Here is a 25,483-nt window from a genome sequence, read left to right on the forward strand (position 1 = left end):
ACGTCCGGATGGTCCGCCTTCGACTTCTGTGGAGCTAAGGAGAATTGAACTCCTGACCTCCTGCATGCCATGCAGGCGCTCTACCAACTGAGCTATAGCCCCGCGTTTCGCTCCGCCCGGCTTCCCTGGCGGCGACGCCAACATTACACGGTCGACAGGGTGCACCACCAAATCGTTTCCGTTCTGTGTGGATACGGGCACTAGTGTCGGTCTTCGTGACCGTGATCGCGTTCTCCGAGACCCGGCGCCGGATGCCGGTTGCCCTGGGGGCCTGCCTCTTGTCGTTCACGGCGTTCTGGGCGGCTCAGCGAGCCGCGCACGTGTCGATGATCGACCTGATGGTCTACCGGGCGGAGGGCGCGACCGTCCTGGCGGGCGGCGACCTCTACGCGCTGCGTACGACGGCCGCTCATCTGCCGTCCACCTACCCGCCGTTCGCGGCACTGCTGTTCACCCCGCTGACGCTGCCGGACGTCACGACCATGCGGGCGCTGGCGACGGCCGGGAACCTCGTTCTCCTGGTCGTGTTCGTGGCGCTGTCGCTGCGGCTCGCCGGGCACGCGCGCGTGGAGGGTGTGCTGTGGGTCGCGGCGGCGGCGGTCTGGTGCGAGCCGGTGTGGACGACCGTGCGCTACGGGCAGGTCAATCTGCTGCTGGCCGTGCTGGTGCTGTGGGATCTGTCACGACCCTCGGCCGAACGTCCGGGACGCTGGGCGGGGGTGGGTGTCGGGCTCGCGGCCGCGGTCAAGCTGACGCCCGCCCTGTTCGCGGTGTTCCTGCTCGCCACGGGCCTGGTGGCGCGCCGCGGGGGCCGGGACGGCGGGCCGTGGCTGCGGCACGCGCGCGGGGCGGCCGTCACCTTCGCGGGGGCGACCCTGCTGGCGGCGGCGGTCCTGCCGTACGACTCGTGGCGGTTCTGGACGGGGATGGTGTTCCGGACGGGGCGTGTGGGACGCGCCGAGGAGACCGCGAATCAGGCCCTGCGCGGTGTTCTGGCGCGGTTGCTGCACACACCCGAGCCGGGAGCGCTCTGGACCGCCGCAGCGGCTCTGACGGCCGTTCTGGGGCTCGCGGTGGCGGTCGCGGCGGAGCTGCGCGGCCGGCGGGGGTGGGCGGTCACCGGGTGTGCGGTGACCGCGCTGCTGATCAGTCCGGTGTCCTGGTCGCATCACTGGGTGTGGTGCGTGCCCGCGGTCATGCTGCTGTGGACGCGCGGACACCGGGCGGCGGCCGTCGGCACCGCGCTGGTCTTCTGCTCTTACGCCCTGTGGTGGGTGCCACACCAGGAAGGGCGGCCCGAATTGCACCAGAACGCGGTCGACTTGACGCTGTCGGCTCTCTACACGGTCACCGGGGTGCTGTTCCTGGCGCTCGCCCGGACATCGTTGCCGAAGCCGGGCGCCGCTCAGGCCGTGACGAACGAGTAGAACCGTTTGAGGGTGCAGTGGTCCTCGAGAAGACGGCCGTAGATCGGCTCGCCCTCCAGCTCACGGTAGGTCTCGATCGGGTCGCCTTTTATGATCAGCGCCCGCGCGCATTCCTCGCACCAGTACTGGTAGTCGGGGTTGATCGGCTCCATGTCGCGGACGATCGGGGTGCCACTTCCGCACCAGTCGCACTTCCGCCTGTGTGCACCCATCGATCAGCTCCAGCTGTGGCCGCAGGCCGTGCACACGTAGGAGATCCCGCCGTTGTCGCCCAGTACTTGGGCCACATGTACGGAACCGCAGGAAGGGCAGAGCAGCCGGGTGGTCGTGTCCTGTATCAACGCCGCACCGAGGAGGTGGCCGCCCTCCTCAAGGATGCTCGCAGGCATCGCTACTCCTCCCGTCGGGCCGCGCCCCCTTCCGGCCGTTTGATTCTGCCACGGCCGGACCAATACGGTCAGCGACGCCTCAGTACCAGTCCGGACACGGCGCCCGCGGCCGCCGTCGCGGCAAGCGCCCATGCGCAGGCTGACAGCGCCTCCGCAGAGGTATACGCCCGTGGTGCCCCAAGTGACTCAAGCCGGTTCAAGAACAGTGTGCCGAATGCGGCGATGCCTATGAGCTGGCCTAGCTGGGTGACGGTCGCCAGGAGACCGCTGGCGTCCGCCGCGTCCTCGGGACGCACCGTTGCTAGCGCCGCGGTGAGGGTGGGACTGAAGGCGAGTGCGAGCCCCGCGCCCACGCCGGCGTACACCACATAGAGCCATGCGCCCCCGTCGCCGCCGCCGTGGAAGACGAGCCCGACGCCTGCGACGGACACCGCGGTCAGGGCGAACCCGGCCGGGGTCAGCACCCGCTGCCAGGCCCTGGGCCACCTGCGCCAGGTGAGGGCGACCGCACCGAAGACCACGGCGGTCGGCGCGAAGGTGAGTCCGGCGCGCTGTGCGCCGTAGCCGAGACCGCTCTGGACGTGCAGAGTGAGGGTGAACAGGAGCCCCGCGTTGACGGCCATGACGGCGAGGATGCGGAAGACGGCCAGGCCCATGCCGGGGTGGCGCAGCACCCGGGGTGCCACGATCGGGGCACCGCCCCGCCGGGCGAGCCGCATCTCATAACCGCAGAACAGCGCGAACACCAGCACGGCGGCGGTCAGGGACAGCCACGACCACAGCGGCCAGTCCTCCTCCTGGCCGAGCACCAGCGGAATCGTGAGCAGCGACACAGCGGCCCCGAGCAGGACCAGGCCGGGCAGGTCCAGGCCGCGCGCACGTTCCGGCCCGGATCCGGTGTCCCGGGGCAGGACTCGCCTGCCGAGGACGAGGAGTACCGCACCGACCGGCACGTTGACGAGGAACACCGGCCGCCAGCCGGTGCCGAACAGGTCCGCGCCGACCAGGACGCCCCCGATGATCTGGCCGGCCGCGGCGCCGACCGCGAGGACCGCCGAGTAGGCGCCGAGCGCGCGGACGCGGGCCTCGCCGGTGAAGGTGCGCTGGATGATGCTGAGGACCTGCGGGATCATCACCGCCGATCCGGCACCCTGCACCAGCCGGAACACGATGAGCTCGGTGGCGCCCTGGGCCAGGCCGCAGGCGAGCGAGGCCCCCGTGAACAGCACCAGTCCGGCGAGGTGGACGCGGCCGTGGCCGAGCCGGTCGCCCAGGCGGGCGCCGGTGATCAGCAGCACGGAGTAGGTGATGGCGTAGCCGGCCACGACCAGTTGCAGGTCGGCGCCGGAGGCGTGGAGTTCTGAACCGATGGTGGGGGCCGCGACGTTCACGATGAAGACGTCCAGCACGGCCATGAACAGGGCCGCGAGGACGACCGCGAGGAGCAGCCGGGGCCGGGTGTCAGTGCCGGGTGCTTCACTTTTCGCAGGGGTTCGAGCGGGTGTGGGACCTGGTCCCGTCCGGGATGTCGTCGTCATGGTGTCGAGCGTGGCGAGCATCCGGTACGGGTGCGGAGAGCCCGCCGATGCTGGTACTGGCAGCACCTGGCAGGCGGCGGGTGCTGCGCCCACGATGGAGGACGTGACGACGGGGGACGTGACGATGACGACGACAGCACACCGCCGCAGGCCTGAGCTGGCCGCTTTCCTGCGCAGCAGGCGGGCCCGGGTGACACCGGCCGACGTGGGGATGCCACCGGGGCTGCGGCGCCGTACTCCGGGGCTGCGCCGGGAGGAGGTCGCCCAGCTGTCGGGCGTGGGGGTGACCTGGTACACGTGGCTTGAGCAGGGCCGGCCGATCAACGCCTCGCCGCAGGTGCTGGACGCGGTGGCACGCACGCTGCGGCTGGACACGCCGGAGCGGGAGCATCTGTACCGGTTGGCGGAGGTGCCGTACGCGGCGGCGCCCGAGGGACTGTCCCGGTCGGTCGGCGCGGAGGTGCAGGGCATCATCGACGCCTTGGATCCGCTGCCCGCGGTGGTGTACACGTCGCGGTACGACGTGCTGGCCACCAATCCGGCCTACCGGGATCTGTTCCTGGTGCCGGAGACGATGCGGATCGGGGTTCCGAACGTCCTGTGGACGTTGTTCACGGTGTCGGAGGAGGCCTGCCCGGTGGTGCACCGGGAGCGTGAACTGCCGGTGATGGTGGCGACCCTGCGCTCCAGTTACGGCAGACATGTCGGCGAGCCGGCCTGGGAGGAGTTCATACGGGCGTTGTCCGGGACGAGTGCGTACTTCGCCCGGTTGTGGGCGAGCGGCGCGGTGGCGCAGCCGGGGCCGCGGGTGAAGACGTTCCGTCATGAGGCGGTGGGCGAGCTGCGGATGACGTCGCAGTCGCTGTCGATCGACGGGATGCCGGAGTCGCGGATCGTGGTCTACACGCCGGAGAACGAACGGACGCGGGAGCAGATCGCGTTGCTGCGGGAGCGCCGACAGCGGCTGTGGCCGGTGACGGACGACGAGGCCGCCGAGATCATTCGGGAGTGGAACACGAAAAATCCCGCCCCGTGAAGAGGGCGGGATTCTCTCGTCGATCTTTGACAACTCGACAGTGTGTGGAGTGTCGATCTGTGGAGCTAAGGAGAATTGAACTCCTGACCTCCTGCATGCCATGCAGGCGCTCTACCAACTGAGCTATAGCCCCTCGCGTTCTTCCCGTGTTTCCTCTCGGCGGGCCGAACAAGAAGAACTTTAGCCTGCGACCTGCCGGAAAGTGAAATCCGGGTCCCGGCACGGAGTGCGCGGGCCGGACGGTCACCGGCCGGCGGCCGGAAAGGGCTCTCAGTCGTCGTCGCCGAGGACGGGCTCCGGGAGGGTGCCCGCGTTGTGCTCCAGGAGCCGCCAGCCGCGGGCGCCCTCGCCGAGCACGGACCAGCAGCAGTTGGTGAGACCGCCGAGGCTCTCCCAGTGGTGGGAGTCCAGGCCGAGCAGTCGGCCGATGGTGGTGCGGATGGTGCCGCCGTGGCTGACGACCACGAGGGTGCCGTCCTCGGGGAGTTTCTCGGCGTGCCGGAGCACGACGGGAGCGGCCCGGTCGGCGACCTCGGTCTCCAGTTCGCCGCCGCCGCGGCGGACCGGCTCGCCGCGCTTCCAGGCTGCGTACTCGTCACCGTGGCGGGCGATGATCTCCTCGTGGGTGAGGCCCTGCCACACGCCCGCGTAGGTCTCGCGCAGCGCCTCGTCGCGGATCACGTCGAGGCCGGTGAGCTCGGCGAGCTGGGCGGCCGTGTCGGAGGCGCGCCGCAGGTCGGAGGAGACGATCGCGTCCGGTCCCAGGGAGGCGAGCAGCCGGGCCGCGCGGCGGGCCTGGCCGATCCCGGTCCCGGTGAGCTCGACGTCGGTGGAGCCCTGGAAGCGGCGCTCCACGTTCCAGGAGGTCTGGCCGTGCCGCCACAGGATGATGCGGCGGCCGCGTCCCGTGCGGTCGGTCACCTCGCCCGTGGCGCTCATCACCACTCCCTGCCCGGCTCGCTGTCGGTTTCAGCGGCCTGCAGCTCGGCGTGCTCGGCGGCCTTGCCTCGGGTGGCCTTGGCGTCGGCGGGCAGCTCGATCTCGGGGCAGTCCTTCCACAGCCGTTCCAGGGCGTAGAAGACCCGCTCCTCGCTGTGCTGGACGTGGACGACGATGTCGACGTAGTCGAGCAGGATCCAGCGGGCCTCACGGTCGCCCTCACGGCGCACCGGCTTGACGCCGAGGTCCTTCTGGAGGCGCTCCTCGATCTCGTCGACGATCGACTTGACCTGGCGGTCGTTGGGCGCGGAGGCCAGCAGGAAGGCGTCCGTGATCGACAGGACGTCGCTGACGTCGTAGGCGATGACGTCGTGGGCGAGCTTGTCGGCGGCCGCCTGGGCGGCGGCGGTGATGAGCTCGAGGGAACGGTCGGTGGCGGTCACTACTTGGCTTTCCGTCGGCGGTCGATTGACCTCAAGGGTCTCACGGACCGCCGGGCGCACCCCACGTGATTACCGCGTCACGTGGGGTGCGGCGGGCCCGGCTCAGGAGGAGGACGGTTTGTAGTCCTGGCCGAGGACGACCGATACGTCGGCGCCCGAGCCGACCGTGCCCTTGGTCACGGCTCCGGTGCCGAGGCCGAGGGTCTTCGCGACCTCGGTGGCCTTCTCCTTGTCGGCGGCGTCGGAGTACAGCACCTTGGAGGCCGCCTGGGTGCCGGACGCCGTGCCTCCTTCCAGGAAGGTGTAGCCGCCGTTGACGAGGACCACGCGGGCCTTGTCGGTGTTGTCCTTGACGCCGGTGGCGTTCTGGACGGAGACCCGGACCGCGGAGTCCGCCGAGGGGCTCTTGGCGGTGCCGCCGAGGATGTCCTTGACCACGCTGGCACTGGTCTGGGCGCTGAGGGTGCCGTCGCTCTGCACGGGCAGCAATGCGGTCTTGTAGTCGCCGCCCTTGGCGAGGTCGGCGAGCCTGGCGAGGAAGGTGCCGAGGTCCTTGTCGGTGAGCGAGGGGTCGAGGATCTGCGCGAGGGTCTGGACGGTGACCGTGGCGGCCGAGGAGTCGGAGGACATCTTGCGCAGCACGCCCTGCATGACCTGTCCGAACCGTTCCAGCTGGGCGTTCTGTGCCTCGCCGGACGCGCGGTAGGTGGCGTAGGCGACGGCGGCCTTGCCGCTGAGGGTCTGGTCCTTGCCCTTGTGGACCAGGGGGGCCTGGCCCTTCTTCTCGGCGTCCGGGTCGGGCACGTCGGCGTTGGTGTCGATGTCGATGTTGCCGACGAGTTCGACCAGGTTCTGCAGGTAGGGGGTGTCCAGGCGCCAGGTGCCCTCGATGTTGGTCCCGAGGACGGTGTCGAGCTGGTCGCGGGTCCCGGAGGAGCCGTCGTCGGCGACGGACTTGGCGAGGGTCGTCGTGGTGCCGTCGTCGTCGGTCATCCCGAGCGAGTTGGGCAGCAGCACGGTGGTGCCCTGCTTGGTGGTGGTGTTGTCGACGAGCAGCGCGGTCGAGGTGCCGCCGCCGCTGGTGTTGTGCAGGTGGACGACGACCACGTCGCGTTTCTGCGCGGCCGCGGACGTCGTCGTACCGCCCTTGGCGGCGGAGGAGGACAGTCCGGGCAGCTTTCCGGCGTACCAGAGGTAGCCGGCGCCGCCCACGGCGACCAGGGCGAGGACGACGACCAGGGCGATCATGCGGCTGCGGGCTCGGCGCTTGGCCTCTTCGCGGCGTTCGGTGCGGTTCTCGGTGAAGTTCAGCCAGTCGATGACGTCCTCGGAGTCACCGTCCGGGGCCTCGACGAACGCGAACTGCCCGGTGTGGTAGTCCCGTTCGTCGCCGGGTACTTGCCGGGGGTCGGCGGGTTCGTGGACGGGTCCGGCCTGCTGCGGGATGTGCGCGGTCTGCTCGGCGACCCGGGGCTGCCGTCCGCTGGTGGCAGCCTGCCCGTAGGGGTCGTAGCCGGGCCGGCCGCCGGTGCCGTACGGGTCGTAGGCGGGCGTGACCGGTTGCTGCCCGGTGTCGTGGACGGGGGGCACGGGGGCCTGCTGCCCGGTGTCGTACGCCGGTGGGCCCTGCCGTGCGGGGTCGTACGGGGGCGCGCCCTGCCGGCCGTCGTCGGCGTACGGGTCGTACCCGTAGCCCTGTCCGGCGTACGGGTCGTACGTCTGCTGTTGTTGTGCGGGGATCTGGCGGTACACCGGCTGCCCGTACTCGTCGTACCCGACGAGTTCGTACTGGTCGCTGCCGTAGCCCGCGTCGTATCGGTCGTTCACCGGTGCCCCTCTCGGCTCACTCGCCGCGGTACAGCTCGCGCTTGTCGATGTAGCGCACGACTCCGTCCGGCACCATGTACCAGATGGGGTCGCTCTTGGCGACTCTCGCACGGCAGTCTGTGGAGGAGATGGCGAGTGCGGGAACCTCCACCAGCGAGACGCCGCCCTCCGGGAGACCGCGGTCGGTCAGTTGGTGCCCGGGCCGGGTGCAGCCGATGAAGTGGGCAAGGGAGAAGAGTTCCTCCGAGTCGCGCCAGGTGAGGATCTGGCCGAGGGCGTCGGCGCCGGTGATGAAGAAAAGGTCGGCGTCGAGGTTGAGGGCGCGCAGGTCGCGCAGCGTGTCGGCGGTGTAGGTGGGGCCGCCGCGGTCGATGTCGATACGGCTGACGGAGAACTGCGGGTTCTCCGCGGTCGCGATCACCGTCATCAGATAGCGGTCCTCGGCCGGTGAGACCTTGCGGTGGGTCTTCTGCCACGGCTGCCCGGTGGGCACGAACACCACCTCGTCGAGGTGGAACTGGGCCGCGACCTCGCTGGCCGCCACGAGGTGTCCGTGGTGGATCGGGTCGAACGTCCCGCCCATGACACCGAGGCGGCGTTTGCCGGTCGGCGCGGGGCCCGCCGGTGTGTACCGCGGGGTCGTCACCGTGTCGTCGGCGGCGTCGGCCGCGTCGTTCGCCGGACCGGTAGGCATGTCCTGCTCTCCCATGCGTGCAGACCCTACCGGCCCGGTCCGTGGGCCCTGCCCCCGAGGACGGGTGCCGGGCTCGGCCGCCGGCTCAGCGGTCGCGGTTGAAACGGGTGGTGATCCACAGCAGGAGCATCAGGACGATGAACGCGCCACCACCGGTGACGAGCGGGTTGAGGCTGTTGTGGTTGCCGCCGTGCTCCTCGCCTTCGGCGGCGAGGGTGACGAACTGGGCAGCGGCGCTGTGAAGATTCATCATCTGCGGCAGGACCTATCGCGTGTGGACGGGATAAAGACGTCGGCCCATCGTATGCGGGCAGCCCGGCGACGATCACGCCGACTCCTCCGTCGGGCCGACTCGCCGGTTCCGTCGTGCCGGCTCTTCGGTCGCGGCGGCTCCGTCGGTCACACGGGGCGGGGAACGATCCCCGCGGCTCAGTCGTCCTTCTGTCTGTACCCGCGCAGCAGGAACCAGGCGGTCAGCACGCAGCCCAGGAACATGACGATCAGGACGACCCGCAGCAGGTCGCCCGAGCCTTGTTGCTGAGCGGCGCTCGCGGCCTGGGGGAGCCAGGCGGCTGGGGGGTTGTGCTCCATGAGGCACTCCTTCGGCTGTACTGCCCGACCACGGTATCTCCGCCTAGGCTGGGCCCTGCTTCGGGGGCATGGTGAGCACACTCACGCACATGGGGGATGACATGTCCGACGACGGCCACGAGCGACACGGGCACGAGCGGGTGCCGGGCAGGCAGCGCAGGCGGTTCCCGGGGATTTCCTCGCGCGCGTACGAGCATCCGGCCGACCGTTCGGCCCTGGTGGCGCTGCGCAAGCTGAGCGGCTTCGACACCGTCTTCAAGGCGCTCAGCGGGCTGCTTCCGGAGCGCAGCCTGAGGCTGCTGTTCCTGTCCGACTCGGTCCGCGTCTCGGACCAGCAGTTCGCACACCTGAACGACATGCTGCGGGACGCCTGTTACATCCTGGACCTGGAGAAGGTCCCCCCGATGTACGTCAACCAGGATCCGCAGCCCAACGCCATGTGCATCGGCCTGGACGAGCCGATCATCGTCGTCACCACCGGACTCGTCGAGCTCCTCGACGAGGAGGAGATGCGGGCGGTCGTCGGGCACGAGGTGGGACACGCCCTGTCCGGGCATTCGGTGTACCGGACGGTCCTGCTGTTCCTGACGAACCTGGCGCTGCGCGTCGCCTGGATCCCGCTGGGCAATCTCGCGGTCATGGCGATCGTGACGGCGCTGCGGGAGTGGTTCCGCAAGTCGGAGCTGTCCGCGGACCGGGCGGGGCTGCTGGCCGGACAGGACCTGCGGGCCTCCATGCGCGGGCTGATGAAGATCGCGGGCGGCAACCATCTGCACGAGATGAACGTGGACGCGTTCCTGCAGCAGGCCGAGGAGTACGAGGCCGGGGGCGATCTGCGCGACTCGGTGCTGAAGATCCTCAACGTGCTGCCGCGCTCGCACCCCTTCACCACGGTCCGCGCGGCCGAGCTGAAGAAGTGGGCCGAGTCCCGCGACTACCAGCGCATCATGGACGGTCACTATCCGCGGCGGGACGCGGACAAGGACACCTCGGTCGGCGACTCCTTCAAGGAGTCGGCGGCGAGCTACGCGAGCGACGTGAAGAGTTCCAAGGATCCGCTGATGAAGCTGGTCTCGGACATAGCGGGCGGCGCCGGCGGCCTGGGTGGCCGGGTGAAGCGCGGCTTCGACGGGTTCACGAGCCCGGCGCCCAGCAAGGATGCTTCCGCGAAGGACGCTCCCCCGCGGGACACTCCGGCGCGGGACGAGGACGGTCCCGCGCAGGACGCTCCGCCGCGTGACGGGGAGTAGACGCTCCGCCGCGTGACGGGGAGTGGCGCAGGACGAGGTGCGGCGCGGGACGGGGTGCGGCGACCGACGACGAGCAGGGCGGGCTCGTCAGACCGTCGGTTCGGCTTCGGCCGCCAGCGTCCCGCACAGGGCGGCGGCACTGTCCGTGGCGTACGGGTCGGTGCCCGCCGGGCCGCCCGCCCTGGCCGTCTCGCCGGCCAGCAGCGGCCGCAGGTGATCGGCGGAGTCCTCGGCGCAGGACAGCGGCCCGGCCTGGACGTAGGAGGCGGTCAGCTGGGCCTGGCGCAGCCGCAGGTCGTCCCGGTCGAAGCGGAAGGTCAGCTCGCGGCGGACGGTGAACAGGGAGACCTGGGAGCCGGCCGGTGCGCCGGTGGCCCGCAGCGCGTAGACGAGGGTGTGGTCGGCGGTGACCTCCAGGGTGGCCGAGTCGGTCTCGGCGGCCTGCATGCTGCCCTGGACGCGGATCCTCGGATCGGCGAGTTGGGCACGGGTGGGGTCGAAACGGACCAGCCATCCGGTGGGCGCGTGCCGGCCGTCGGACGCGGGGTGGTCGAGGCTCTGGTCGAACTGGTCGAGCTGTCCGGGGTCGAGCAGGACACGGGCGGGCCGTACCTCGCTGCTGTCGAGGACCTCGGGGTAGAGCGCGGAGCGGACGATGTAGTCCTTGGCCGTGGTCAGGGCGGTGACGACCTGGCTGTCGGAGAAGTGCGAGGTGCTGCGGACGGCCGGCAGCGGTATCCCCTCGGCGCCGACCTCGTACTTCGCGGCGGGGCTGTGCGCGAACAGGGTCTCGGCGTCGGCGGCGCCGGGCACTTTGCCCCGGGGAGCGAGCGGGACGACGGTCATCCGCAGCGGCTCGACGGGCTGCTGGGCCTCCTGGGTGCCGTAGGGGTGGCGGACACCCATGTAGACCGCGGTACCGAAGGCGACGAGGATCAGCAGGACGAGGATCAGGGCCTGTCGTGTGAGGCCCCGGCGCAGGGGCGGGCGGCGGCGTACGGCGGGCGCGTGGTCGGACATGCGTTCGCGCGCGGAGGACTCCTGGAGGCGGGCAGCGCGGACGAACGATTCGTCGAAGACGACGGATCGGTACTCGTCCTCTCCACCCACGGGGCCGCCCTCGGGTGTCCCCTCAGGTGGGTCCGCAGGCCCGCCCATACTCTCAGAGTAGGTCTCGGGAGCCTCAGGTAAACGCCCTGCTACACGACAACTTCTGACAGGTTCTCACCAGAACGGGCAATGGCCGCTCAGGGGGTGTGCGGGACCGCGGAGACCGCCGACTGGGCCGGACGGGAGTACTCGGCGGACGCGGAGGGTGCCGCCGCGGTGCCTTGCTGTTCCAGGCCCGTGGAGGGGGGCCGGGGCACCTGGTCGCGGCTGCCGCCCGAGGAGGCGCCGCGGTAGACCGCCGCGAAGGCCAGCGCGACCATGCCGATGCCCATGACGACGGCGAGCACCCAGGCGACGGGCCGGTGCCAGCGGACGTGCTTGCCGTACGCCCCTGGGGCGCCGTAGCGGTGTTCGAGTACGTCGCCGTCGTCCAGGTCGTCGAGATCGGCGCTGTGGCCGACGTCGTGGCCGTCGGGGCCGTAGCGCTCGCCTGTGGCGCGGGCACGGCGGGCCTCGGCCTCGGAGGCCTCGGCTCTGGCCTGTGCTGCGGCCAGGAGACGCTCGACGGCGGTCGGCTCGTGGATCACGGCCGCCTTGATGAAGGCCTCGTCGAAGACCACGGCGTCGAACTCTTCGTCCGACATCCCGCGGTCATGGTCGTCGTCGGGCTCCCAGCCGTCAGGGAACGGCGTGCCCCCCACGTCCTCCGGCACGGGTCCAGAGTAGACCTGGGGGGTCAATTTGGGCAGACGGTATGGAAATTCGTAGGCCCCGTGAGACACCCCTCACGCCCGCGGGGGGCCGCGTACGCCCCCTCCGCGCGCCCGCACGCCGTAGAGCGAGCGCGGTTGGGCCGTACGGGTGTCAGCGGCGGATGTGACCGTCGCCGGTGACGATGTACTTGGTGCTGGTCAGCTCCGGCAGGCCCATGGGGCCGCGGGCGTGCAGCTTCTGCGTGGAGATGCCGATCTCGGCGCCGAAGCCGAACTGGCCGCCGTCGGTGAAACGGGTGGAGGCGTTCACGGCGACGGTGGTGGAGTCGACCAGCTGTGTGAAGCGGCGGGCCGCCTGCTGGGAGGTGGTGACGATCGCCTCGGTGTGCCCGGAGGTCCACAGCCGGATGTGCTCGACGGCCCGGTCGAGGGAGTCGACGACGGCGGCGGCGATGTCGTACGACAGGTACTCGGTCTCCCAGTCCTCCGGGACGGCCTCGACCACGGTCGCCTTGGAGTCCTTGGCGTGGGCGAGGACGCGTTCGTCGCCGTGCACGGTGACGCCGGCCGCGGCGAGGGCCTCCAGCGCGCGCGGCAGGAATTCGGCGGCGATGTCCTGGTGCACGAGGAGGGTCTCGGCGGAGTTGCAGACGCTGACCCGCTGTGCCTTTGAGTTGATCAGGATGTCGATCGCCATGTCGATGTCGGCGTGCGCGTCGACGTAGACGTGGCAGTTGCCGGTGCCGGTCTCGATGACGGGGACCTTGGACTCCATGACGACGGTCTGGATGAGGGAGGCGCCGCCGCGCGGGATGAGCACGTCGACCAGGCCGCGGGCGCGCATCAGCTCGTGGACGGACTCACGTCCCTCTCCGGGAACCAGTTGGACGGCGTCGGCGGGCAGCCCGGCGCCGCCGACGGCGTCGCGCAGGACGCGGACGAGGGCGGCGTTCGACTCGTAGGCGGAGGCGGAGCCGCGCAGCAGGACGGCGTTGCCGGACTTGAGGCACAGTGCGGCCGCGTCGACGGTGACGTTCGGGCGGGCCTCGTAGATGATGCCGACGACGCCGAGCGGGACGCGGACCTGGCGCAGGTCGATGCCGTTGGGGAGGGTGGAGCCGCGGACCACCTCGCCGACCGGGTCGGGCAGCTTCGCGACGTCACGGACGTCGGAGGCGATGGCACGGACCCGCTCCGGGGTGAGGGTGAGGCGGTCGACGACGGACTCGCTGGTGCCGTTCTCGCGGGCCTTGGCGATGTCCTTGGCGTTGGCCTCGACGATCTCGCTCGTACGGACCTCCAGCGCGTCCGCGATGGCGAGCAGCGCGTCGTCCTTCGCGGCACGCGGCAGCGGCGCGAGGTCGGCGGCGGCTGCCTTGGCACGGTAGGCGGCCTGGGTGACCGGGGACATGGCGTCGTACGGCGAGAGCGTGGTCATGGGGGAAGGGTAGTGCGCGCGGGCGGCCCGTTCATGGGTTGTTCCACACCGCGAGACGGGATCAAAAGGGGGCATTCACGGTCATCGTCAGAACGGGTGGATACCGACCGGCGTCGCCGGTGGCGGACCGTAGCCCTCGGCGATCCGCTGGTGGTAGGTGGTGCGGTCGATGACTTCGAGGCCGACGATCTCCCAGGCCGGCAGTCCGGCGGTCTGGCGGTGCTCGCCCCACAGGCGCAGGGCCACGGCGGCGGCGTCGTGGAGGTCGCGGGCCTCTTCCCAGTAGCGGATCTCGGCGTGGTCGCACGCGTACCGGCTGGTGAGGAGGAACGGGTGGTCGTGGGCCAGTTGCTCGAGGCCGCGGCGCAGTTCCGGCAGGGGGACCTCGGCACCGCAGACGCTGAGGGTGACGTGCCACAGACGGGGCAGGTCCTTCGGCTCCTCGTAGGTGTCCCCGGCCGCGACGCTCGTCAGAGCACCGCGGGACGCCGCAGCCCCAGGGCGCACTCGTCTCACGACGGCCTCCTTCAGCTGTGCTCGTGCGGAACGTGGTCCTGAGACAAAGTTGAGCAGGCCGCAAGAGTTCGCGTGGCGGTTTTACGGAACGTCCCCCACCGGGGTCCGTCGTTATGCCCCGTTTTTACGGGTGGAGGATCACCAGGTCGTCCCTGTGTACGACCTCCCGCTCGTACGCCGGGCCCAGTTCGCGCGCCAGCTCCCTGGTCGAACGCCCGATCAGCTGGGGGATCTCCTTGGCGTCGAAGCTGACCAGGCCCCGGGCGACCGCGCGGCCCCGGGCGTCGCGCAGTTCGACCGGGTCACCCGCGGCGAACTCGCCCTCCACGGCGGCGATCCCGGCGGGCAGCAGTGATTTCCGGCCTTCGACGACGGCACGGACGGCGCCGTCGTCGAGGGTGAGGGAGCCCTGCGGGGTGGAGGCGTGCTGAAGCCACAGGAGACGGTCTGCGGACCGTTTGCCGGTGGGGTGGAAGTAGGTGCCGGTGTCGCCGCCGCAGAGCGCGTCGGCGGCGTGCACGGCGTTGGTGAGGACGACGGGGACGCCCGCGGCGGCGGCGATCCGGGCGGCTTCCACTTTGGTGACCATGCCGCCGGTGCCGACGCCCGCCTTCCCGGCGCTGCCGATCTCGACGCCCGCGAGGTCCTCCGGGCGCCTGACCTCCGCTATCCGCGAGGTGCCGGGCCTGCTCGGGTCACCGTCGTAGACGCCGTCGACGTCGGAGAGCAGCACCAGGAGGTCGGCGTGGACGAGGTGGGCGACGAGGGCGGCGAGACGGTCGTTGTCGCCGAAGCGGATCTCGTCGGTGGCGACGGTGTCGTTCTCGTTGACGACCGGGAGGGCGCCCATCGCCAGGAGTTTGTCGAGGGTGCGGGAGGCGTTGCGGTGGTGGGCGCGGCGGCTCATGTCGTCGGAGGTGAGCAGGACCTGGCCGACCCGGACGCCGTAGCGGGCGAAGGAGGCGGTGTAGCGGGCGACGAGCAGTCCCTGGCCGACGCTGGCGGCGGCCTGCTGACGGGCCAGGTCCCTGGGCCTGCGGCGCAGGCCGAGCGGGGCGAGGCCGGCGGCGATCGCTCCCGAGGAGACGAGGACGACTTCCTTCTCCCCGCCGCCGCGGCTCTTGGCGAGGACGTCGACGAGTGCGTCGACCCGGTCGGCGTCGAGGCCGCCGGAGGCTGTGGTCAGCGAGGAGGAGCCCACTTTGACGACGATCCTGCGGGCCTCGCTCACGGCCTGCCTTGCGGTTGCCACGTCCTGTACCCACTTCCTTGCGCGTGGCAGCAATCTACGCGAACGGGACCGTCGTCCGGCCGCCCCGTCCAGCCTCCGGACACGGCACGGACGCCGTCCGGACGTCACGACGGCCACGGCGGTGCGTAGTCCTATGATCACGTACCGAACACAGCAAAAAAGTTGTGTTGACTGTCCATGGAAATTGAAACGAACTTAAAGTTAACTTGAAGTTTGTGTCATCTAAAGATCGCAGCGTGAAGCGCATTCTGCTCAGGTCGGGCAAAAGTCCCTACGACGCCATCAGCGTCGAGGAAGCCCTGTACCGGGACGTCATAGCCACCAACTCGGGCAACCTGATCTTCAGCGATGCCGCGCACAAGATTCTCGAGACTCCGGGCACCGAGGTCGTCTCCAACGGCATGCCCTCCGATGTCTCCGCCGCCGGACGGATCAACGAGGAGTACGACGCCTTCGTCATCCCGCTGGCCAACGCCTTCCGCCCGTCCTTCGAAAGCGCGTTGAAGCGGATGACCCGGCTGATCTCGAAGCTGAAGATCCCGGTGGTCGTGCTCGGCGTGGGCGCGCAGACCGGAGTCGGCTACAACCCGGACCGGCTCAAGCGCATCGAGCCGACCGTGCGGGACTTCTGCGCGGCGGTACTGGAGCGCAGCGCGTCGATCGGTGTACGGGGCGAGTTCACCGAGCAGTACCTGAAGGACATGGGATTCAAGGACGTCGAGACCATCGGCTGCCCTTCCCTGTTCCTGTACGGCGACCAGCTTCAGGTGCACAAGAAGGCGCTGGAGTTGACGCCGGAGTCGCGGATCGCGATCAACGGCTCGCACAGCGCGGTACGCGCGCAGGGCCTGGACCGGATCATCACACGCACCCACGAGCGCTACCCGCACCTGCGGTTCGTGGGCCAGAACCTCAGTGACGCGCGGCAGTTGCACTGGCGGGACCTGTCGGACCCGAACGCCGCGGTGACCGCGATGCCGACGCACCCGGACCACCCGATGTTCCGCGAGGACAAGGTGCGGGTCTACGTCGATCCCATCACCTGGATCGACGACCTGCGTTCCTTCGACTTCTCCTTCGGTTCGCGCATCCACGGCAACATCGCGGCGCTGCTCGCCGGCACGCCGGCCACCGTGCTGTGCGGTGACTCGCGGACGCTGGAGCTGTGCCGTTACTTCGAGATTCCGCACCGACGGCTGGACCAGGCGGTCAAGGACCTCGATTCGGCGGACCCGGCGAAGCTGTACGCGGAGGCGGACTTCGGCGGGCTGGTCGGCGGCCACCGGGAGCGCTTCGAGCGGTTCACCGGGTTCCTCGACCGCAACGGTCTGCAGAACACCTTCACGCACGGCGACGGCGGCGCCGCCTTCGACGAGCGAATGCGCGCGCTGGCGTTCCCGGCGGGTATCCGCCCCTGGAACGAGGCGGACATCGCCTCGCTGAGCGGGCGGTTCGGCTGGCTGCACAGCCGTATCGACGAACTGTCGCTGGACAACGCCCGGCTGCAGAAGGAACTGGCGCGCTCGGGAGCCCGTGCCAAGGCGGCCGCCGTGCCGCCGCAGGCCTCGGTCTACCGGCGGGCCCGGCGGGCCGTGGGCAGGCCGATACGGCGGGCGCTGGGGTCGGGCCAGTAGGCGCCGGGCCGGACGCCCGGCGCCCGGTCAGGCCGCCGCCGCTTTGACCTCCCGGGTCGGCAGCGATCTGCGGAGCCTGCGCAGGGCGCGCCGCAGGAAGGTGTTGGCCGCGTCCTCGCGGTAGCCCGCGACGGTGCGGGCCTCGCGGGGCTCGGCGAGGTAGATCCAGTCGGGAACGCCCGCCGCCCTGGCGCGGAAGTGCGGGTAGGCGAAGTAGACGCGGGTGCCGCGCTTCTCCACGAGGGCCCCGGCCTGCTTCTTGGCGCGTACGAACTCGACGACGTCCAGGAGGAGGTCGGGGCGCTGTACGGCGACCAGGTGGAGCCGCAGCCGTTCGTGGACCCTGAGCCGGCGGGCGATCTCCGGATTCCAGTGGGCGTCCATCAGCGGCTTGGCCAGCTCCATTTTCCTGCCGCGCACTTCGTCGCTGTCCTTGAGGAACCTGGGGCCGAACTGCGGGAGCAGGGTGACCAGGAAGGGCCGGACCATGAGTGCGTCACGACGCGGTCCGGCGGGGACCATGTCGGCGATCAGGTTCATCAAGGCGCGTGCCGAGTCGAAGCGGAGGGTGTAGCTGCCGCTCTTGGTGACGTGTTTGCCGTCCTCGCGGCCGACCAGGTAGTAGCAGGGGTAGTCGGCGACCACGGAGACGCCGTCGGCGCGCAGGTAGGCCTCCATGGTGAACAGCGCGTCCTCGCCGGTCCACAGGGACTCGTCGAAACGCATGCCGTGCTGTTCGAGAAGCGCGCGGCGGAACAGCTTCTGCGCGCTGAGCGTGAACTTGACGTTGGAGGAGAAGACGTCGGTACGGTCGAGCGTCTTGCCCCACATGGACCGCGGGGGTTTGCGGTTGATCCCCTCGACCTTGCCGAGGACGACGTCCGTGCTGTTCTTGTCGGCCATGGCGACCATGCGCGCGAGGGCCTCGGGGCCGAGCCGGTCGTCGGCGTCCAGGAAGAACACGTACCGGCCGGCCGCCTTGCCGAGGCCGACGTTGCGGGGGCCGCTGGGGCCGCCGGAGTTCTCCTGCCGGATCACGGTCACCGGCATGGCCGCGCGGGCCGCGAACTCCTCCAGGTACTCCCCCGTGCCGTCGGTCGAGCCGTCGTCGACCGCGATGACCTCCATGCGTGCCGGGTCGAGGGTCTGGCGCTCGACGGAGGCCAGGCATTCGACGAGATACGGCATCGCTTCGTACGCCCCGATGATCACAGTCACATCAGGCTGCGTAGCCACGGTCACGTTTCCCCCTAGTCAATGATGCGTTCCCCCTGCGTCATCTCGATCGCAACGTGTCAGATGACCGACCGGCGCAACCGGTTGCCTTGGGGCGCCTCTCCAGTGATACACGTCACATGACGGGCAGCAAGCCGTGCGGTGTACAGCGGGTTACGTCGGACAGTACGGACGCCCGGTAAGAGCTGCTCACCGAAGACTGCGAAGCATGGGTAAGAAGAACGGCGCCCATGACTAAGCAGAGGTAAGACGTGACGCCCGGAGAAATGCCGACGGGCTCGGTCCCGGGATTCCTCCCGGGACCGAGCCCGTCGGCGGCGTGGTGCGAGCGGTCAGCCGGTCGGCGTGCCCTCGGCCTCTCCGGCGGCCTTCACCGGGTCGCCGGGCAGCACCTCGGCGAGTTCGGCCGCCTCGGGGTCACCGGCCGCGATCCGGGCCTCCTGGCCCAGGTTGCGGGTCTCGGCCTTGCGGGCGAGCGCGGCGACCGCGGCGTTGAACTGTTCGATGGAGGTCGGCTCGTCCGGTCCCAGCAGGTACTGCTTGAGTTCGTCCCGTTCCAGTGCCAGGGGATCGGCCGACGGGTCGCGTACGGCGTCCAGCAGGGCGTCCAGTTCCCTGGCGCTGTTGGAGAGGATCACGGCGGCGCGCACGGCGGTGTTCGCCAGCTTGAACTCCTCCTCGCCGACTTCGGCGGAGTCGGTGACGGCGTACGGCTTGCCGCTGGCGATGAAGTCGGAGACGACGCTGGAGATGTCGGAGACCATCGCGTCGGAGACGTTGAAGCAGTCGTACAGGTGCGGTTCGGCGCCGGTGACGACCCGGTGCTGGTGGTCGGGGAAGGAACGCCAGTGGGCGTCGTTCCACTCGGCCCGAAGCCGCGCGATCTCCTCGTGCTTCTGCAGGTCGACGACGTCGTCCCGGCTGGCCTCGGCCTCGTCGCGCTTCTCGCCGCCGACGCCGGCCAGCTCGGCCAGGCGGGCCTCGATCCGCGTCAGGTCGGCCTGTGCCGCCGTCTGGGCGGCCGTGTCGGCGGTGAAGCGGGGGTCGGTGGCGCGCTTGGCGGCGGCCTTCTCCAGGAGGGCGGTGACGCGCCGGTGGGCGGCGCCGGCCTTGGCGCTGACGGTGCCGGTGAAGGGGTGCGGCTTGTAGAGGACGCGGACCGGCGGGTCCGCCTTGACCAGCTTCTTCACGATGTTCTCGCCGGCGAGAACCAGGGAGGTGTTGCCGGGGTTGCCGTCCCAGCCCTCCCAGGTGGGCGCGTAGAGGATGGTGGGGCAGCGGTCCTCGGCGGCGGCCGGACGGCTCTGGATGGGGGCCAGCTGCGGGCGGCCGACCTCGACGATGTCGTCGTCGCGGACACCGACGTCGGCGATGGCGTAGCGGTCGCGGCCCGCGCGGCCCGCGGTCCACACCTCGTCGTAGACCTTGCTGAACGGGTTGACGCTGGCCAGCTTGTCGCTGTCGCCGTGGCCGATGAAGACGTGCTTCATGGTGGGCACGCGCAGCAGGTGGATGTTCTTGCCGACGTTGGCCGCGTAGAGGGCGACACGGACCGTGGCGAGGTCCAGGTTCATCAGGTGCACACCGCCGGGCACGCAGATGACGGGGACCGTGGTCGGGGCGAGGTTCTGCAGGATGACCCGCTCGCGCAGCAGGACCAGCGGGCGGGAGTCCAGCTGTTCCATGGTCTCCAGCCACATGTTGACCTGGTAGGCGGAGTCCTTGGAGCCGGAGAAGTACAGCACGGTCTCCGGCTTGTACTGGCTCATCCAGTCGTCGACGGCCGCGAGCACCGCGTCCGCGTCCGGCGGGGTCTTGCGGCCGCGCACGTACGGCATCAGCACCAGGACGTACAGGCAGCCCAGGGCGAGGGTGAGGCCGATGCCGACGAAACCGGCGATCGCGTTGTCCGTGATCGCCGAGACGAGCAGGCCGACGACGGCCGCGAGGTCGAGGTGGAGCATCTTCTCGGCGGAGCGGTCCAGCAGTCCCTGCGGCGGGGCGTCCGGGATCCGGATGCGGGACTTCAGGTCGACGTTGCGGGTGGCGACCGGCATCCGGCGGCGGTTGCGGATCAGCTGGACGAGCGCGCCGTGCGGGGCCTGCAGGCCGTAGAAGGCGATGAAGCAGGCGATCGCGCCGTAGAAGATCAGGTCGTTCGACAGGGCCATCCGGGCCAGCAGCAGGATCAGCAGCAGCTGCCGGATCAGGAACCGGATCGACAGACCGGCCCGGACCTTGCTCAGGCGGTTGATGAGGTAGCTGCCCTTGCGGTGCAGGTAGTGGTCCGCCAGGTACGTGACGGCGGCCGCGGCCGCGAAGGCGTAGACGCTCGGGACGAGCGCGGCGACCATGAGGACGGGGAAGCCCAGCATCATGAGTGCCGCCGCGGCCAGCTCGGCCGCGCTGCCCACCCGGGCGACGCGAATAGCGGTGGATATCACGGAGAACCTTTTGCTGACAAAAAGGCCGGAATTGACCTTGCGGGCAATCTGGATGGTCGTCGATCGGGGATTCTTACGGTTCAGGCCCCTGTGATTGCTCCGCGAACGCGCAGCCACAGAGGCCTGAATTACAGATGACTAAGGGACGTCGATTATGCCACGCCGTCCTGTCGGTCCAGGACACTGGCCAGCGCCTGCTCGAACCCGGAGGCCTGACCGGCGGCGGCCGTCGGGTCCTGCTGCCGGACGTCGATGACATGGCCGGTGAGTTCGGACAGCAGCACGTCGAGGGAGGTGCGGGCGACGGCCTCGGAGGAGAGCAGCGAGCCCGACGGCTCCTGACCGAACGCCTTGGTGCGCATCGGGGTGGCGGTGCGCTCGGGGTTGATGCAGTTGACGCGGATGGCGTCGCCGGCCCACTCGTCGGACAGCGCCTGGGTGAGGTTCACCATGGCGGCCTTGGTCGAGGAGTAGAGGCTGTACTCGGCGCGGCCGCGGGTGTAGCTGCTGGAGGTGTAGAGCAGCAGCTGACCCTTGGTCTCGGCGAGGTACTTGTAGCTGGAGCGGGCGATCTGCACCGGGGCCAGGTAGTTGACCTTCAGCGCCTCCTCGATGGTGGCGTTGTCGGTCTCGGCGAGCTTGCCGATGCGCAGCACGCCCGCCGTGTTGACGACGTAGTCGATCCGGCCGGTCTCGGCGTACGCCTTGGAGAGCGCGTCGTCGACCTCCTCCGGGTTCTCCACGTGGGTGCCGGTGGTGGAGCGGCCCAGGGCGTAGACGTTCGCGCCGTAGGACTCGGCGAGTTCGCCGATGTCCTTGCCGATGCCGTACGAACCGCCGAAGATCACCATGGTCTTGTTGGTGAGCAGCGCGCGGTAGTCGTCCTCGCCGTTCTGCTCGGGCGCGGCCGTGGAGGCGAGCTGGAAGAGCTTGTCGGCGATGAAGACGTCGACGGGCTGAGTGACCTTCATGTTGTACTCGTCGCCCGCGACGACGTGGATCGGCACGTCCGGCAGGTACTTGAGGACGACGGAGCAGTCGTCGGTGGCCTGGAAGTTCGGGTCGCCGTCGGCGACCTGGTAGGCCCGCTTGATCGTGGACAGCTTGAACGCCTGCGGAGTCTGGCCGCGGCGCAGCCGGGAGCGGTCCGGGATCTCGGTGATGAACTCGCCGTCCTGGCCGTGCGTCCGCGTGACGATGATGGTGTCGGCGGACGGGATGGCGACGTCCACGGCCTGGTAGCGCTCCAGTGCGGCCACGCAGTCGTCGATGACGCGCTGCGACAGCAGGGGGCGTACGGCGTCGTGGAAGAGGACGTTGAGGTCGTCGCCCTCGGCCAGGCCCTCGCCGAGGGCCGCGATGGCGCGCTCGGTGGTCTCGTTCCGTGTGTTGCCGCCCTCGATGATCTTCTTGATCTTCGTGAACCCGGCCTTGGCGACGATCTTCTCGACGTCGGGGACGTAGCCCGGCGCCATCAGCACGATGATGTCGTCGATCGAGTCGGCCTTCTCGAAGGTGGTCAGGGTGTGCTCGATGACTGCCTTGCCGGCGATCTTCAGCAACTGCTTGGGGATCGACAGACCCACCCGCTGGCCGGTGCCACCGGCCAGGATCACTGCGGTGGTTCGGGGCTTGGCTATGTGCTGTGACACAGGTGACCTACCTTGAGGCATCAGGGAACCTGGAAATGGTCCCACTTCCGGTTACCGGTGTGCAAGGTGAGCGCCGTCCGGTGCATATGTGCCCGCAACCTTTCATTCACCTTGCGGCGCTGGTGATGGGCGTCGCCCCTCAGGCATACAAGAAAGTTCCGTGAATTTGCTGTGAGTAACTGCACAAGTCATTCCGATTGCTGTGAGTGATGCGTGGCACGTCACAGCGGAGCTAAGACGTGCAGCGTGCACGCCTTAGCGCAGCTGACTCGACCCGCTCGGGACCCTTTGCCGTGCCGCAACCAGGCTGTCCGCGCACAGGACCGGCTCAGCCCCGTCGCAGCTTCTTCAGACATCGGTGCCCCAGCACCCGTATGAGTTCCTTCGACGACGTCTGGTGCACCGTGCGGGATTTCGCCTCTGCGGTGTGGCGCACCGGGGCCGCGGCCGCCGCGGCGAGTGCGCCGTACAGGGCCTGGGCGGCGGCCTCCGGCGCGATGCGGGCCTCCGCGACGGCCGGGCCGGCGGTCCCTGTGCGCTGCCGGGGATCGGCGGAGAGCAGGGACGGGTCGCCGACGACGCGGACGCCCGTGGCGCCGATGTGTTCCACCATCTCCGCGCCGATGCGGCCGGCGGCCTCGACGGCCCAGTCGGGGGTGGAGATCTTCACGTCCTCGGCGGTGGGACTGCACGTGTTCTTCATATGCATGACGGCACCGTTGCGGACGAGCTTGGAATAGAGCTCGTCCGGCAGCCCATTGCCACGGAATTCCACGTTGAGCTTTCGCAGCATTTCCGTCTCGGCGAGGGTCAGGGAGCGGTTCGCCGTGTCCGGGACGGGCCGGAGGAGGTTTTCGGGCAGGCCGAGCAGCGCCTCGAAGGTGCGCATCAGGCCGTCGCGGTCGCGGTCGTCGACCACGACGACGGTGAGCCGGTCGGCGCCGACCGCCCGGATCCAGCGTTCGACGAGCCGGTCGTGCCGGTGCCGGCGCCAGAAGCTGGGGGTGGGCTTCTCGTAGGGGGCCTTGCGCAGCATGTGGTCCAGCCAGCCCTCGTAGCCCATGCGCAGCCCGTTCTGCACGTACTGCTGCCACTGCGAGGGCATGATCCGGGCGATCGGGCGCAGGGTGACGAGGACGTGGACGCGGTCGCCGCCGAGCTGCTCGACGACGCGGGCGACGGTCTCGTCGTCGCAGGCGTCGGCGAAGAACTCGCTTACTGATCACGGAGGACCGGGAGCCGGTGGCCTCGACCTGCCCGATCAGTCGTGTCCAGTGCTTCTCGGTGGGCGCGATGTCGCCCATCATCGCGGGCCGGGCGCAGGCGGCCAGGGCGGCCTCCATGGGGTGCCGGCTGGTCGCCGGGAACTCCACGCCGTGCTCGGGCAGCTTGCCCTTCGCGGCGAACAGGGCGCCCTGGACGGCCGTGGTGCCGGTCTTGTGCGGGCCGATGTGCAGCAGGCGGGTGCCTGCGGGCACGGCGACCAGGGGACCGGTGGGGCTCACGGGGCCTAGGGGGCCTAGGGGGGCGTTGTTCACCGGGCTTCGCCTCTCGTGCAGTCCGTCTCCATGGTCAACGAAAGGTAAGAGGTTCACCTTGGGTTCACCTGAGAGAAGCCTGGGACACAGATGAGTCCCAGGCTCCCGTTTCCACGGACTTCACTGTCGGCGCGCCCGGTTCACCCGTCACAGGGACCGCATGCCGGACGCGCCCGTCAAACGACCTGTACGGCCGGCTCGTCCGACTCGACACGCAGGGACGCGAAGGTGCTCGCGGTGGCCTGCGGCCTGACGACGGTGTCGACGACCCGCACGCGCGCGTCGATGCCGTCGCGGCGGATGTCGAAGAGGTGGTAGCCGCGGTGGGCGTCGATGACCTTCCAGTGCGGGTTGTCGGGCTTCAGCGGGTCGAACTGGGCGTGGAAGGCGGCCTGGTCCTGGTCGCCGTTGCTGGAGACGGAGGTGCCGACGAACTCGGCGCCGACCACGTCCGACGACGGGTCGGCGAAGTCCTTCTTCAGGTCGCTGATCATCGTGAGGTGCCGGTCGCCGCTGAGCACGACGGGATTGCGGATCGAGGCGAACTCGCCCAGCAGGGCGTTGCGCTCGGCCTGGTAGCCGTCCCAGGCGTCGTAGTACCAGAGCTTTCCGTCACCGGGCAGGATGTCGGTCTCGGCCATCATGATCTGCGAGGCGATCAGGTTCCAGCGGGCCGGTGAACGGTGCAGACCGTCCAGGAGCCATCGCTTCTGCGCGGCGCCGAGCATGGTGAGGGAGGGGTCCTCGGCGGCCGCCTGGCCGGTGACCTGGTCGCTGCGGAACTGCCGGGTGTCGAGGACGTTGAGCCGGGCGAGGCGGCCGAACTCCAGGCGGCGGTACATCTGGATGTGCGGTCCGTCGGGGATCGCGGTGGCGCGGACCGGCATGTGCTCGTAGTAGGCCCGGAAGGCGGCGGTCAGCCGGGCGACGAACGCGTCGTGGGACTGCTTGTCGGGGTCCTGCGGGACCTGGCCGGCCCAGTCGTTGTCGACCTCGTGGTCGTCGAAGGTGACCACCCAGGGCGCGTTCGCGTGCATCGCGGCGAGGTCGGGATCGCTGCGGTACTGGGCGTAGCGGTTGCGGTACTGCGCCAGCGTGTAGGGCTCTCCGGTCCCCTCGTGGCGGCGCGGGCCGGCCGAGGACGGTGTGGACTCGTAGATGTAGTCGCCGACGAAGAGGACGACGTCGGGGTCCTGGGCGAGCATGTCGGCGTACGGGGTGAAGTAGCCGTGCTGCCAGTTCTGGCAGGAGGCGAGGGCCATGCGCAGGGAGCCCCCGGCGGCGTGGGGGTGGGGTGCGGTGCGGGTGCGGCCGGCCGGGGAGATCCGGCCGCCGGCACGGAAGCGGTACCAGTAGGTGCGGCCGGGACGCAGTCCTCGTACGTCCACGTGCACGCTGTGCCCGTACTCGGGCCGGGCGTGGGCGGTGCCCCGGCGGACGGCCCGGCGGAACCGCTCGTCCTCGGCGACCTCCCAGGCGACGGGGACGACGGTGTCGGGCATGCCGCCGCCGTCGAGGGGGTCGGGGGCCAGCCGGGTCCAGAGCACGATGCCGTCGGGGAGCGGGTCGCCGGAGGCGACACCCAGGCTGAACACGCCGTCGGGCAGGGGGGTTTCGGCCGCCTGTGCCGAGGCGGGCAGCCAGAGCTGGGCGGATGCGGCGGCCGTGAGGACGGCGGCACCGGCGGTCAGAAAGCGGCGACGGTCGGGCGATGGTGCTCCGGTCATGCGCGGACTCCCTTGCCACAGTGGCCTCGTGAACGGTCTGGCCTTCGGAAGCTCCCACGGGCGGACGTCCCCCGCGCTGAACGAAAGCA

23 protein-coding genes and 2 tRNA genes are annotated in these 25,483 nt (G+C 70.0%); 4 read left to right on the forward strand and 21 right to left on the reverse strand.

The features are described 5' to 3' along the window. Positions 1–29: 29 nt before the first annotated feature. A tRNA-Ala gene (locus ACFXI4_RS37370) sits at positions 30–102 on the reverse strand. 113 nt (positions 103–215) lie between these two features. Here ACFXI4_RS37370 and ACFXI4_RS37375 point away from each other — a divergent pair. Continuing rightward, positions 216–1,427: a glycosyltransferase 87 family protein gene (locus tag ACFXI4_RS37375; RefSeq protein ID WP_384999915.1), complete on the forward strand. Its 1,212-nt coding sequence runs from the start codon at positions 216–218 to the stop codon at positions 1,425–1,427. Here the strand turns inward: ACFXI4_RS37375 and ACFXI4_RS37380 are convergent. The 3 genes from ACFXI4_RS37380 to ACFXI4_RS37390 all read right to left on the reverse strand — a co-directional run bounded on the left by ACFXI4_RS37380 (position 1,406) and on the right by ACFXI4_RS37390 (position 3,354). Further along, the gene (locus tag ACFXI4_RS37380; RefSeq protein WP_362714679.1) at positions 1,406–1,639 is read right to left on the reverse strand and encodes a hypothetical protein; all 234 of its coding nucleotides are present in this window, start codon (positions 1,637–1,639) and stop codon (positions 1,406–1,408) included. The two genes, ACFXI4_RS37375 and ACFXI4_RS37380, sit on opposite strands and share 22 nt — an antisense overlap. 3 nt (positions 1,640–1,642) lie before the next feature. After that, positions 1,643–1,816 carry a hypothetical protein gene (locus ACFXI4_RS37385; protein WP_351319477.1) on the reverse strand — a complete coding sequence of 58 codons (174 nt, stop codon included), beginning with the start codon at positions 1,814–1,816 and terminating at the stop codon, positions 1,643–1,645. Positions 1,817–1,884: 68 nt separating this feature from the next. Then, entirely contained in the window at positions 1,885–3,354 is a 1,470-nt protein-coding gene (locus ACFXI4_RS37390; RefSeq protein WP_384999918.1) for an MFS transporter, read from the reverse strand. 94 nt (positions 3,355–3,448) lie between these two features. Between ACFXI4_RS37390 and ACFXI4_RS37395 the strand changes: the two genes are divergently transcribed. Next, on the forward strand, positions 3,449–4,390 hold the full coding sequence (locus tag ACFXI4_RS37395; RefSeq protein WP_385000019.1) for a helix-turn-helix transcriptional regulator: 942 nt from the start codon (positions 3,449–3,451) through the stop codon (positions 4,388–4,390). Positions 4,391–4,450: 60 nt separating this feature from the next. Here the strand turns inward: ACFXI4_RS37395 and ACFXI4_RS37400 are convergent. The 7 genes from ACFXI4_RS37400 to ACFXI4_RS37430 all read right to left on the reverse strand — a co-directional run bounded on the left by ACFXI4_RS37400 (position 4,451) and on the right by ACFXI4_RS37430 (position 8,884). Continuing rightward, positions 4,451–4,523, reverse strand: a tRNA-Ala gene (locus tag ACFXI4_RS37400). Positions 4,524–4,660: 137 nt separating this feature from the next. Then, entirely contained in the window at positions 4,661–5,329 is a 669-nt protein-coding gene (locus tag ACFXI4_RS37405) for a histidine phosphatase family protein (protein WP_362714682.1), read from the reverse strand. Continuing rightward, positions 5,329–5,772 carry a ribosome silencing factor gene (gene rsfS / locus ACFXI4_RS37410; RefSeq protein ID WP_362714685.1) on the reverse strand — a complete coding sequence of 148 codons (444 nt, stop codon included), beginning with the start codon at positions 5,770–5,772 and terminating at the stop codon, positions 5,329–5,331. The genes ACFXI4_RS37405 and rsfS overlap by 1 nt, the downstream gene beginning before the upstream one ends. Positions 5,773–5,874: 102 nt before the next feature. Further along, positions 5,875–7,599: a LytR C-terminal domain-containing protein gene (locus tag ACFXI4_RS37415; RefSeq protein ID WP_384999923.1), complete on the reverse strand. Its 1,725-nt coding sequence runs from the start codon at positions 7,597–7,599 to the stop codon at positions 5,875–5,877. Between the two features lie 16 nt (positions 7,600–7,615). Next, positions 7,616–8,308: a nicotinate-nucleotide adenylyltransferase gene (gene nadD / locus ACFXI4_RS37420; RefSeq protein ID WP_362714691.1), complete on the reverse strand. Its 693-nt coding sequence runs from the start codon at positions 8,306–8,308 to the stop codon at positions 7,616–7,618. Positions 8,309–8,378: 70 nt separating this feature from the next. Further along, a complete protein-coding gene (locus ACFXI4_RS37425; protein WP_362714724.1) occupies positions 8,379–8,546 on the reverse strand; it encodes a hypothetical protein in 168 nt (55 codons plus the stop codon). Positions 8,547–8,722: 176 nt separating this feature from the next. Further along, positions 8,723–8,884 carry a hypothetical protein gene (locus ACFXI4_RS37430; protein WP_384999927.1) on the reverse strand — a complete coding sequence of 54 codons (162 nt, stop codon included), beginning with the start codon at positions 8,882–8,884 and terminating at the stop codon, positions 8,723–8,725. A 101-nt stretch (positions 8,885–8,985) separates the two neighbouring features. Between ACFXI4_RS37430 and ACFXI4_RS37435 the strand changes: the two genes are divergently transcribed. Continuing rightward, complete coding sequence (locus ACFXI4_RS37435; RefSeq protein WP_385000022.1) at positions 8,986–10,134, forward strand: M48 family metallopeptidase; 1,149 nt, start codon at positions 8,986–8,988, stop codon at positions 10,132–10,134. An 87-nt stretch (positions 10,135–10,221) separates the two neighbouring features. Here the strand turns inward: ACFXI4_RS37435 and ACFXI4_RS37440 are convergent, their stop codons facing one another. The 5 genes from ACFXI4_RS37440 to proB form a co-directional block, all read right to left on the reverse strand. Next, positions 10,222–11,292 carry a hypothetical protein gene (locus ACFXI4_RS37440; RefSeq protein WP_384999930.1) on the reverse strand — a complete coding sequence of 357 codons (1,071 nt, stop codon included), beginning with the start codon at positions 11,290–11,292 and terminating at the stop codon, positions 10,222–10,224. Positions 11,293–11,381: 89 nt separating this feature from the next. Beyond that, positions 11,382–11,984, reverse strand: a complete 603-nt coding sequence (locus tag ACFXI4_RS37445; protein WP_384999933.1) for a hypothetical protein — start codon at positions 11,982–11,984, stop codon at positions 11,382–11,384. A gap of 124 nt (positions 11,985–12,108) precedes the next feature. Beyond that, positions 12,109–13,395 carry a glutamate-5-semialdehyde dehydrogenase gene (locus tag ACFXI4_RS37450; protein WP_362714700.1) on the reverse strand — a complete coding sequence of 429 codons (1,287 nt, stop codon included), beginning with the start codon at positions 13,393–13,395 and terminating at the stop codon, positions 12,109–12,111. 87 nt (positions 13,396–13,482) lie between these two features. Continuing rightward, positions 13,483–13,911 (reverse strand): hypothetical protein, encoded by a 429-nt coding sequence (locus tag ACFXI4_RS37455; RefSeq protein WP_189261483.1) that lies wholly within the window; start codon positions 13,909–13,911, stop codon positions 13,483–13,485. Positions 13,912–14,035: 124 nt separating this feature from the next. Continuing rightward, complete coding sequence (proB, locus tag ACFXI4_RS37460; protein ID WP_385000025.1) at positions 14,036–15,142, reverse strand: glutamate 5-kinase; 1,107 nt, start codon at positions 15,140–15,142, stop codon at positions 14,036–14,038. Between the two features lie 257 nt (positions 15,143–15,399). Here proB and ACFXI4_RS37465 point away from each other — a divergent pair, with 257 nt between their 5' ends. Beyond that, complete coding sequence (locus ACFXI4_RS37465) at positions 15,400–16,797, forward strand: polysaccharide pyruvyl transferase family protein (protein WP_384999936.1); 1,398 nt, start codon at positions 15,400–15,402, stop codon at positions 16,795–16,797. Between the two features lie 27 nt (positions 16,798–16,824). Here ACFXI4_RS37465 and ACFXI4_RS37470 read toward each other — a convergent pair whose 3' ends face one another. The 5 genes from ACFXI4_RS37470 to ACFXI4_RS37490 all read right to left on the reverse strand — a co-directional run bounded on the left by ACFXI4_RS37470 (position 16,825) and on the right by ACFXI4_RS37490 (position 25,394). Further along, entirely contained in the window at positions 16,825–17,985 is a 1,161-nt protein-coding gene (locus tag ACFXI4_RS37470; protein WP_362732299.1) for a glycosyltransferase family A protein, read from the reverse strand. A gap of 380 nt (positions 17,986–18,365) precedes the next feature. Further along, complete coding sequence (locus ACFXI4_RS37475) at positions 18,366–20,447, reverse strand: hypothetical protein (RefSeq protein WP_385000028.1); 2,082 nt, start codon at positions 20,445–20,447, stop codon at positions 18,366–18,368. Positions 20,448–20,629: 182 nt separating this feature from the next. Beyond that, positions 20,630–22,129 (reverse strand): bifunctional cytidylyltransferase/SDR family oxidoreductase, encoded by a 1,500-nt coding sequence (locus tag ACFXI4_RS37480; protein ID WP_362729219.1) that lies wholly within the window; start codon positions 22,127–22,129, stop codon positions 20,630–20,632. Between the two features lie 328 nt (positions 22,130–22,457). Further along, a complete protein-coding gene (locus ACFXI4_RS37485; protein ID WP_384999940.1) occupies positions 22,458–23,234 on the reverse strand; it encodes a hypothetical protein in 777 nt (258 codons plus the stop codon). A gap of 609 nt (positions 23,235–23,843) precedes the next feature. Then, positions 23,844–25,394: an alkaline phosphatase D family protein gene (locus ACFXI4_RS37490; protein WP_384999943.1), complete on the reverse strand. Its 1,551-nt coding sequence runs from the start codon at positions 25,392–25,394 to the stop codon at positions 23,844–23,846. Between the last annotated feature and the right edge of the window lie 89 nt (positions 25,395–25,483).

The sequence above is a fragment of the Streptomyces sp. NPDC059224 genome, from assembly GCF_042754285.1.
In the GTDB taxonomy this organism is placed as follows: Bacteria; Actinomycetota; Actinomycetes; order Streptomycetales; family Streptomycetaceae; genus Streptomyces.

Excerpts from the sequence above, each read along its gene's own strand:
- ACFXI4_RS37380 (WP_362714679.1), bottom strand. The coding sequence starts at position 1,639 with ATGGGTGCACACAGGCGGAAGTGCGACTGGTGCGGAAGTGGCACCCCG.
- ACFXI4_RS37385 (WP_351319477.1), bottom strand. The coding sequence starts at position 1,816 with ATGCCTGCGAGCATCCTTGAGGAGGGCGGCCACCTCCTCGGTGCGGCG.
- ACFXI4_RS37390 (WP_384999918.1), bottom strand. The coding sequence starts at position 3,354 with ATGACGACGACATCCCGGACGGGACCAGGTCCCACACCCGCTCGAACC.
- ACFXI4_RS37395 (WP_385000019.1), top strand. The coding sequence starts at position 3,449 with ATGGAGGACGTGACGACGGGGGACGTGACGATGACGACGACAGCACAC.
- ACFXI4_RS37405 (WP_362714682.1), bottom strand. The coding sequence starts at position 5,329 with ATGAGCGCCACGGGCGAGGTGACCGACCGCACGGGACGCGGCCGCCGC.
- nadD (WP_362714691.1), bottom strand. The coding sequence starts at position 8,308 with ATGGGAGAGCAGGACATGCCTACCGGTCCGGCGAACGACGCGGCCGAC.
- ACFXI4_RS37425 (WP_362714724.1), bottom strand. The coding sequence starts at position 8,546 with ATGATGAATCTTCACAGCGCCGCTGCCCAGTTCGTCACCCTCGCCGCC.
- ACFXI4_RS37430 (WP_384999927.1), bottom strand. The coding sequence starts at position 8,884 with ATGGAGCACAACCCCCCAGCCGCCTGGCTCCCCCAGGCCGCGAGCGCC.
- ACFXI4_RS37435 (WP_385000022.1), top strand. The coding sequence starts at position 8,986 with ATGTCCGACGACGGCCACGAGCGACACGGGCACGAGCGGGTGCCGGGC.
- ACFXI4_RS37440 (WP_384999930.1), bottom strand. The coding sequence starts at position 11,292 with ATGGGCGGGCCTGCGGACCCACCTGAGGGGACACCCGAGGGCGGCCCC.
- ACFXI4_RS37450 (WP_362714700.1), bottom strand. The coding sequence starts at position 13,395 with ATGACCACGCTCTCGCCGTACGACGCCATGTCCCCGGTCACCCAGGCC.
- ACFXI4_RS37470 (WP_362732299.1), bottom strand. The coding sequence starts at position 17,985 with ATGCCGTATCTCGTCGAATGCCTGGCCTCCGTCGAGCGCCAGACCCTC.
- ACFXI4_RS37485 (WP_384999940.1), bottom strand. The coding sequence starts at position 23,234 with ATGCCCTCGCAGTGGCAGCAGTACGTGCAGAACGGGCTGCGCATGGGC.
- ACFXI4_RS37490 (WP_384999943.1), bottom strand. The coding sequence starts at position 25,394 with ATGACCGGAGCACCATCGCCCGACCGTCGCCGCTTTCTGACCGCCGGT.